The organism is Pseudomonas sp. dw_612, from assembly GCF_018449725.1.
Taxonomy (GTDB): Bacteria; Pseudomonadota; Gammaproteobacteria; order Pseudomonadales; family Pseudomonadaceae; genus Aquipseudomonas.
The window spans coordinates 24,184-33,039 of the sequence record NZ_JAAVVC010000035.1 but is presented as its reverse complement, the minus strand read 5'-3'; the positions used below and the strand labels follow the sequence as shown (position 1 = coordinate 33,039).

Below are 8,856 nucleotides of genomic sequence, written 5' to 3'. Positions count from 1 at the left end.
GGGGTTTTGTTTTTGTCCGCAGGAAAGTACGCGTCAGCGGCGGTACAAATTTGCACAGTTATTTTCGATTCAGAACACTAGAATAGGCCCATCTTTTTCGGAGCAAGAGCCTCTTATGCCAGATTCGGTTGACGCCCCCGGGCTGTCAGATTTACCGCTGGACGACTTGGTGGCGTGTCATGAGTGCGACCTGCTGATGCGCAAGCCCGAACTCGCCCATGGCGAGAAAGCCCTCTGCCCACGCTGCGGCTACGAACTCTATGCCCACCGGCATAACGTGGTGACGCGCAGCCTCGCCTTGGTCATCGCGGCACTGCTGTTGTATGTCCCGGCGAACTTTTTACCCATCATGCAGCTCAATCTACTCGGGCAATCGTCGCAAGACACTGTCTGGACCGGCGTTGTCGGCTTGTTCAATACCGGCATGCAAGGCGTTGCGGTCGTGGTGTTCCTGTGCAGCATGGGGATCCCGTTGCTCAAGCTGCTCTGCCAATTGGTGGTGCTGCTGAGCATTCGTTTCGATATCGGGCGCAGCTACGGTTTGTTGCTCTACCGCGTTTACCACCACCTTCGGGATTGGGGGATGCTCGAGGTTTACCTCATGGGCGTGCTGGTCGCGATCGTCAAGCTGGCAGATATGGCAGCCATCACAGTAGGTCTTGGCCTGGCGTGTTTTATCAGTTTGTTGTTGGTCCAGGTGTGGTTGGAGGTTGTGATGTCGCCTCACCAGATCTGGCAGGCTTTGTCAGGAGAAGATGCCCATGCGGGCGATTGATGCAGGCATTCTGATTTGTATCGAATGCCACGAGTTGAACAAGCAGGAAGCTGACACCGATGAGCAGGTGTGCACCCGTTGCGGTGCGCTGGTCCACGCCCGTCGTCCGAACAGTTTGATGCGCACCTGGGCGTTGCTGGTCACCGCCGCGATTCTCTACATCCCGGCCAACGTGCTGCCGATCATGACCGTCAGCTCCCTGGGCAAGGGTGATCCCAGCACCATCATGTCCGGCGTGATCCAACTGGTTCAGCACGGCATGATTCCCATCGCGGCTGTGGTTTTTATCGCCAGCATTCTGGTACCCACGTTCAAACTGGTGGGCATCGCGTTGCTGCTGTTTTCAGTGCAACGTCGCCAGCCGCTGTCGGCACGCCAACGGATTGTGATGTACCGCTTTATCGAGTTCATCGGCCGCTGGTCGATGCTGGATATCTTTGTGATTGCCATCCTGGTGGCGGTCGTGAATTTCGGACGGCTTGCCAGCGTCGAAGCCAATCTTGGCGCCATCGCCTTCGCCAGTGTGGTGATTCTGACGATGCTTGCCGCAGTTACATTCGATCCCCGACTGATTTGGGATAACACGGAGTCGGACGACGACCATGACTGATTTGCCTACAGCGAAAACCCGGCCGGCCTCGAACTGGTCAGCTATCTGGGTCCTGCCACTGATCGCCCTGGTCATTGGCGGCTGGCTCGGCTGGCGTGCCTATAACGAAACCGGCATCGAAATTCAGGTGCGCTTCGAAAGCGGCGAGGGCATCCAGGCCAACAAGACCGAAGTCGTCTACAAGGGCATGTCGGTCGGCAAGGTGAAGACGCTCAAGCTTGATGACGAAGGCAGCTCCAAAGGCGTGATCGCCACCATCGAGATGAACAAGGATGTGGAGCAATACCTCAAGACCAGCACCCGTTTCTGGCTGGTCAAACCGAGCGTGAGCCTGGCTGGTATCACCGGCCTGGAAACCCTGGTGTCCGGCAACTATGTCGCCGTCAGCCCCGGTGAAGGTGAGCCAACCCGCAAGTTCAAGGCCTTGGCCGAAGAACCGCCGCTGTCAGACTCCAAGCCTGGTCTGCACTTGACCATCAAGGCTGATCGTCTCGGTTCGTTGAACCGTGGCAGCCCGGTGTTCTACAAGCAGATCAAAGTCGGCCAGGTCAAAAGTTATCTGCTGTCCGAAGACCAGAGCACGGTCGAGCTCAAAGTCTTTATCGAGCCCACCTACGCCAGCCTGGTGCGCAAACACACGCGCTTCTGGAACTCCAGCGGCATCAGCATCGACGCCAACCTGTCCGGTGTGAAGATTCGCAGCGAGTCCCTGGCCAGCATCGTCGCCGGCGGCATCGCGTTCGCCACGCCAGAAAACCGCAAGGACAGCCCGCCCACCGATCCAAGCCTGCCGTTCCGTCTCTATGAAGACTTCGATGCAGCCGCCGCCGGTATTCGGGTGAAGGTCAAACTCAGCGACTTCGAAGGCCTGCAGGCTGGTCGTACGCCGGTGATGTACAAAGGCATTCAGGTCGGCAACCTGAAGGCGCTGAAGATTGATCCGGACCTGTCCGCGGCCACCGCCGAGTTGACGCTCGATCCACTGGCCGAGGATTACCTGGTCACCGGCACGCAGTTCTGGGTGGTCAAACCGTCGATTTCCCTGGCGGGTATCACCGGTCTGGAAGCGTTGGTCAAAGGTAACTACATCGCCATTCGCCCCGGCGACAAGGGCAGTGCGCCGCAGCGCGAGTTCGTCGCGCGGGCCAAGGCGCCGCCGCTGGACTTGCGTTCACCCGGCCTGCACATGGTGCTGTTCACCGAGAACCTCGGTTCCCTGGAAGTCGGCAGTCCGGTGCTCTATAAGCAGGTCAAGGTTGGTTCGGTCCAGAGTTATCAGTTCTCCAAGACCAAGAAACAATTGGTGATCGGCGTGCACATCGAGAAGGAATACGAAGGCTTGGTCAACGCTTCGTCACGATTCTGGAACGCCAGCGGCATCACGCTCAGCGGTGGTTTGACCGGCGGTATCCAGGTCAAGAGTGAATCGCTGCAAAGTCTGATGGCCGGTGGTATCGCCTTCGAAACCCCGGAAGCCAAGGCGCCGTTGCAGAAGAAGATCCCGCGTTTCCGTCTGTTCCCGAGCCATGACGATGCGAATCAGAAAGGCGCGGTGGTTACCATCAAGGTTGATCGCGCCGACGGTTTGCGCACCGGCACGCCAATCCGCTTCAAAGGGCTGGACGTCGGCAAGATTGAAGACGTCGACCTTACGGATGACTTGCAGTCGGTGATGTTGACCGCGCGGATTACCGAAGTGCCGGAACGCATTGCCCGAGTGGGCAGCCAGTTCTGGGTGGTCAAGCCTGAGCTGGGGTTGATCAAGACCTCGAACCTCGAAACCTTGGTCACCGGTCAGTACATCGAAGTGCAACCAGCCGCGAAAAACCTCGGCCCACAGAAGAACTTTGTAGCGCTGGCCAATCCACCGGAATCCGCCAAGGTCGAAGCCGGGTTGAGTCTGGTGTTAAGCGCCGCTCGCCGTGGTTCGTTGAAAACCGGTGTGCCGGTGACTTACCGTGAAATCACCGTGGGTAAGGTGACCGGTTATGAATTGGGTTCGACGGCAGATCGCGTACTGGTGCATATCCTGATCGAGCCGAAGTACGCGCCACTGGTGCGCAGCGGCACGCGGTTCTGGAACACCAGCGGTTTTGGCCTGGACTTCGGTTTGTTCAAAGGCGCGACAGTGCGGACCGAGTCGCTGGAGACACTGATCCAGGGTGGCATCGCGTTTGCCACGCCGGATGGCGAGCGTATGGGTAGCCCGGCCCGGCCTGAGCAGACGTTTCCGTTGTTCGATAAGTTTGAAGATGAATGGTTGACTTGGGCGCCGAAGATTTCCCTCGGCAAGTAGTCTGGAATTGATTGGGCGTCTGTGAAGACGCCTTCGCGAGCAAGCCCGCTCCCACATTTGACCGCATTCTCATGAACGAACGCGATCAAATGTGGGAGCGGGCTTGCTCGCGAAGAGGCCCTAAAAAACACTAAAAGTCTTCAATAAAAAAGGCCGCGATCCATTTGGATCGCGGCCTTTTTATTGGTCATCGATTAAAGCCAATCAAACCGCATCCAGCTCCGGCTCATCCGCTCCAACATTCACGGTCGTCTTCACCTCATCATGCCGACGAATGTACTTCCAGTCCGCCTCATCGATGTAGATCCCGTTCGGCCCGCTACCCCCCTCAAGGTCAATCGCCACGCTGGCGCAGACCTGCGGCTTCACACTCGCCAGGATCGGCACGAAGCCCAGTTGCAGGCTGGTTTCCAGCAGCGCGGCCTGGTTCTTCTCGTCGATGTCTGCCGCTTCGTCGAGGTAGTACGGCAGGCGCACGCGACCGGCCTGGTCGCGGTCCATCAAGTGCAGCAACAAGTACATGTTGGTCAGCGCCTTGATGGTCATGGTGGTGCCGTTGGACGCCGCGCCATCGATGTCGGTGTGGATCACCGGTTGACCGTTGACCTTGGTGATTTCGAACGCGAGTTCGAACAAGTCCTTGAGGCCGAGCTGGTTGTGGTTCGCCGCCACCAGCCGCGCCAGGTATTCCTTGGCTTCTTCGTTCTTGTTGTCCTGATCGGCGCTTTGGCTCAGGTCGAACACGGAAAGGGTTTCGCCTTCTTCGTACTGGCCGGCGCTGTGGATGATCTGGTCGATGTGCTTGAGCGCTTCCTTGTTCGGCGCGAGGACGATGCGGAAGCTCTGCAGGTTGGACACCTGACGCTTGTTGATCTCGCGGTTGAACAGCGCCAGTTGATGCTCGAGGCTGTCGTAGTCGCTGCGGATGTTGCGCAGCGTCCGGGCGATGTCCGTCACGGCAGCACGGCGCGCCTTGCCGAGGGTCAGCGCTTCGTCAGTACGGTGCGCATACGCGTTGATCAGCAGTTGCAGGCGACGCTCCATGTCGTCTTCGCTGTCGAACTTGGCCACACCCTTGAGGCGCACCTGCGCATACAGCGCCTCGATCTGGCCATCACTGCGCTGCAAGCCCTGCCAGCTGTCCTGATAGTCGTTGAGCAGCGGCAGCAGGTTGTCCATGGAATCGTCGATCGGGTCCATGAACGGCGTGCCGAACGGCATGTCAGCCGGCAGTAACTGGCGGCGGCGCAAAGCATCGTCGAGGGTGCGTTGCTTGGCTTCCATGTCGCCGATCTGGCGGCCGACCAGTTGCAGCTTGGCCGACAGTTGCTGGACGCGTTCAGTGAAGGCATCGCTGGAGCGCTTCAACTCTTCCTGCGCCGCTTCCATCTGCGCCAATTGCTCAAGCTTGTCGTCTTCCTCGGCGCTCAGGGTTTGGGCGCGACGGAAATCTTCCAGGGCCTTCTGCGCATCCAGCACTTGCTGGTACAGCGCTTCGGTCTGGGTCTTGCTGGCCGCGCGGTCAGCGACCACGGCGGCTTGGGTTTTCAGTTGCTTAAGTTCTTTTTCCAGACGCTCTTTCTGATCGCGTAACGCGGCGCGGTCAGCCAGGGCTTGCAGGGCGGGCGGCTCGATGTGCGAGATGTCGATGGCCAGACCCGGCACTTCGAAGCGCTCGCCCTTGAAGCCATCAAGGATCAGTTCCAGGGATTTGACCCACTGGCCGTCCTCGTCCAGCGTAATGCCGTGCTCGCCCAACGGCAGGCTGAACAGCGCGCTGTTGAACAGGCGCATCAGGCGCTCGACGTCTTGTTGCGAGAACTCTTCGCGCAGGCGCGCATAGCTGTTGTTGTCGGCGTGATCGAGTTGCTGTTTCACCGACTTCAGGCGTTTTTCCAGATCCCGCAGACGCTCGTCGAGGTCTTCGGCGCTGAATTGCCGGGACTGGGCCAGCGCACCGGCCAATTCATCGTGGGCATCCTTGGCCGCGAGCAGTTGCTGCTCAAGGACTTTGACGTCAGTGACCAACGCGAAGCGATGCTTGAGCACCGACAACTCGCCGAGCCAGCGCTGGATGCCGGTAATTTCCCGCTCCAGGCGCATCAGCTCTTGAGTGCCGCCACGTTGATCGTTTTGCAGGGAATCCTGTTCGCTGCGGTAGTGCTCGGCCTGAATCGTCAGCTCTTCCTTGCGCGCACTGGCGTAGTCCGACCAGGTGCCGAGCAACGAATCCAGCAACGGCGAAATCCGGTGCAACTTGCCGCGCAAGATGTTGCGCTGGGTAACGCCGGCGGCCAGTGCTTCAACCAATGGGCCGGCGGTGACCAGCGAGTTGTAGTCCTGCTCCATGCGTCGTACATCGCGGAACGCTTCTTCGCACGCGGCGATGTAATCGACACTGCCGGAACGCAGGCTGTGTTCGAAGGCATCGAGGAACAATTGCTTGAGCTTGGCCGCCGTGATTTCGCGCATGTGCAGCAGGTTGATGAATAGTGCGCGGAAGGTCTTCAGGCTCTGTTCGCTGGTGGAACGCAGCGGGATCAGTGTCAGGTCCAGCGGAATCGACGTGTGACCGCCGACCAGCAAACGCCGCAGTTCGTCGGGCTTGAGTTCGTAGGCTTTCAGGCCTTCGCGCTCAAGGTTGGTGAACAGCTCTTTCTGACGCAGGCAGGTGTCGTTTTTCTGGTAGTGCGCCAGGTCGAGTTTGCCGGCATAGGCAAAGAACTGGTGACCGAAACCGCCGCCCGGGCCGCGCCCGACCACGCCAATCACGTGCGGGCCGTGGGGCAGCGAGACTTCGACCAAGATGTAGCTGGTGTCCGAGGCAAAGTAGAAACGCCGGGATTGTTCCAGGCTGTACTTGCCGAAACTCATGTCCGACATGCGCGCCAGGATCGGGAACTGCAAGGCGTTGATCGACGCGGATTTACCGAGGTTGTTCGCGCCGTAGACCGACAGCGGTTCTTCCAGCGGGAACAAACCGAGGCTGTAACCGGCGGTGTTCAAAAGGGCGAAGCGGCGAATGCCGTAGCGTTCCTTACTCATGCGTCGGTCTCCTGTTCTTCGGCAATAGCGCGGGCCATGGCGTCTTCTTCGCTTTCTTCCTCGAAGTCACTGAGGTCAAGCGGGTCATCGGTTTCCAGCAGTTTTTCGTCGCTGTCGTCATCGATCAGCACCGGAACCGGTAGCGGCAACACGCTGTGCAGGCTCGCCGCCAAATCGCGATCCTGTTGAACCGACAGGCAAACATCGAGGAAACGGTGCATCGGCGGCAGGAAACGGTAGATGCCGTTTTCTTCGCCGGCGAAACCGAGCTGGGTCATGCGACGCATGATTTTTTCTTCGAGTTCTTCGACGGTTTGCACTTCGGCCTGGATAAACAGGTCGCGGTACTTTTCCAGCAACGACGGCAATTCATCGCGGCCCAGGCTGCCACCGTCGAGCACGGCGACCGGGTCGCGGCCCTGATCGGCCAGATGTTCGACGAGGATGAAGGTGAACAGCGCCAAACGTTGCGCAGTCTTGTTCACCGCCGCTGCGGCGAGGTCCGGCACGAAGTAGTAGAAACCACGGGTGTCGCAGACCAGTTCAAAGCCCAACGCCTTGAACAGCGTGCGGTACTGGTCCTGGAAATTCGACAGTTGTGCGTACAGCTCCGGGTCGCGGCGGCTGACGTGGTAGCCCTTGAACAGCTCGCGAAAGATCGGCGCCAGCTGGGACAGTTCGTTTAGATCAAGATGCATTGGGGATGCTCGCAGAATCCTCGGCGGCGGTGTCGCGGGCCGAGAGCAGGGCGAAGGAGCGCAGGCTGACCTGATGCTCATGAGTGTGGTAATCGCGGCGTTCCAGACGCTCGCGGGTGAAGCGTTTTTCCCGCGACAGGCGCGAGAACCAGTACAGCAATTCGTCGGTGGCGCCGTTCGGTTCCTGCTCCAGCAACCAGGTCATCAGGTCCGGCATCGGCAGGGCGTCTTCGCAGCGTTCGAGCATTTCCCGAACCGTGCGTGGCGCGCGCGGGGCTTCGCCTTTCTGGGTTTTGTGGGCCTTGGGGAAACGCGCCGGTTTCGGCTCGAAACGCGCCAGCGCGTACACGTAGGCTTCGACCTGACTGGCACTGCCGAGAAAGGTGCTTTGCGGCCGAGTGAACATCGGCATCGCGGCTTGCGGCACCGCATCGATGCCTTTACGACGAATGGCCGACAACGCGAGCGCCGCGCCACGGGTCACGGCGTTGTGGCGGCGGGCTTCTTCACGCAGCGGCAGCAGCAGTTCCCGGGCGTGACGCAAGGTCAACTGGGCGCTGGTCTGCATTTCGAGGATGCGTGCGTGGGTGCGCAGCAGCATGTCGTCGTCAACCAGATGGCCGAGGCGCTGCTGTTCGGTGAGCATCTTCAGCAGCACGTTCTCGACCTTGCGCACGCCTTGTTCGAAGGCGCCGTCGGCGTTGACCAACTGAATCATCGGCTCGACGTATTCGTCCCAGGTCGCGAGTACTTCGGCATACCGCTGACGCAGCGGAATCTGCCGGTCGCTGGTCTTCGCGCGTTCGGCGACGGCCACCAGGGCCTGTTCGTCGTTGGCGAGTTTCTTCAGAACATCCCGCACGCGCATGTCGAGCAAACGCAATTGGCGCGCAAGGTCATGGCCGTCGCGGATGTCGAAAGCGTCCTGGATGTAACCGGCCAGACGCTCGAGGTGGCGCAAATAGGCTTCGATTTCCAGGCACAGGCCCAGACGGTGCTCACGGCGCAGGTAGGCGAGAAAGTCGTGGATCTGCGCATTGAGCTCGAAACGGTTCGGGCTTTTCGCCACGGGAACCAGGATGTCGAGGCGGATCCACACGTCCAGCAGGCTGGTGATGTCCTGCGGTGTACTGTCCAGTTGCTGGGCGGCCAACTGTGAACGCAGTTCGTTGAGGCTCAAAGTGCCTTGGTCGAAGTGCTCGCACAGTGGCTCCAGAAGTGCCCAGTGTTCAGCGAGGGCGCGCAAGACGCGCTTGGGTTCGATCATCGGGATGGCCGGCTGGTTGACGATTAAAAGCGGCGATTGTACTGCATCGCGCCCGTTACGATTCACTCGCGGGACGGGCTGTCGCTGTTTCTGTGGGTAAGAGTATCGATCAAGCGCGGGCGATCTTCGGCGAAGGGCGGTAGAATCACCGCACTTTAGTTATCC

General features: G+C 59.7%; 6 protein-coding genes. 3 read left to right on the top strand and 3 right to left on the bottom strand.

Annotated features, from left to right (window positions below):
• Window positions 1-115 precede the first annotated feature (115 nt).
• From HB680_RS31290 to HB680_RS31280, 3 genes are read left to right on the top strand one after another with little or no spacing between them, the layout of a single operon-like run.
• Window positions 116-775 (top strand): paraquat-inducible protein A, encoded by a 660-nt coding sequence (locus tag HB680_RS31290; RefSeq protein ID WP_213942144.1) that lies wholly within the window; start codon window positions 116-118, stop codon window positions 773-775.
• A complete protein-coding gene (locus tag HB680_RS31285; protein ID WP_123514509.1) occupies window positions 762-1,385 on the top strand; it encodes a paraquat-inducible protein A in 624 nt (207 codons plus the stop codon). The genes HB680_RS31290 and HB680_RS31285 overlap by 14 nt, the downstream gene beginning before the upstream one ends.
• Entirely contained in the window at window positions 1,378-3,681 is a 2,304-nt protein-coding gene (locus HB680_RS31280; protein ID WP_213942140.1) for an MlaD family protein, read from the top strand. Before HB680_RS31285 ends, HB680_RS31280 begins: the two co-directional genes overlap by 8 nt.
• Window positions 3,682-3,885: 204 nt before the next feature.
• Here HB680_RS31280 and mksF read toward each other — a convergent pair whose 3' ends face one another.
• The 3 genes from mksF to mksB are packed head-to-tail and all read right to left on the bottom strand — an operon-like array spanning window position 3,886 to window position 8,691.
• Entirely contained in the window at window positions 3,886-6,726 is a 2,841-nt protein-coding gene (gene mksF / locus HB680_RS31275) for an Mks condensin complex protein MksF (protein WP_213942138.1), read from the bottom strand.
• Window positions 6,723-7,424, bottom strand: a complete 702-nt coding sequence (gene mksE / locus HB680_RS31270) for an Mks condensin complex protein MksE (RefSeq protein ID WP_027925914.1) — start codon at window positions 7,422-7,424, stop codon at window positions 6,723-6,725. Before mksE ends, mksF begins: the two co-directional genes overlap by 4 nt.
• Complete coding sequence (gene mksB, locus HB680_RS31265; RefSeq protein ID WP_054614061.1) at window positions 7,414-8,691, bottom strand: Mks condensin complex protein MksB; 1,278 nt, start codon at window positions 8,689-8,691, stop codon at window positions 7,414-7,416. The genes mksE and mksB overlap by 11 nt, the downstream gene beginning before the upstream one ends.
• Between the last annotated feature and the right edge of the window lie 165 nt (window positions 8,692-8,856).

Coding starts and splice junctions, on each gene's coding strand:
- HB680_RS31290 (WP_213942144.1), top strand. CDS start 116: ATGCCAGATTCGGTTGACGCCCCCGGGCTGTCAGATTTACCGCTGGAC.
- mksE (WP_027925914.1), bottom strand. CDS start 7,424: ATGCATCTTGATCTAAACGAACTGTCCCAGCTGGCGCCGATCTTTCGC.
- mksF (WP_213942138.1), bottom strand. CDS start 6,726: ATGAGTAAGGAACGCTACGGCATTCGCCGCTTCGCCCTTTTGAACACC.
- HB680_RS31285 (WP_123514509.1), top strand. CDS start 762: ATGCGGGCGATTGATGCAGGCATTCTGATTTGTATCGAATGCCACGAG.
- mksB (WP_054614061.1), bottom strand. CDS start 8,691: ATGATCGAACCCAAGCGCGTCTTGCGCGCCCTCGCTGAACACTGGGCA.
- HB680_RS31280 (WP_213942140.1), top strand. CDS start 1,378: ATGACTGATTTGCCTACAGCGAAAACCCGGCCGGCCTCGAACTGGTCA.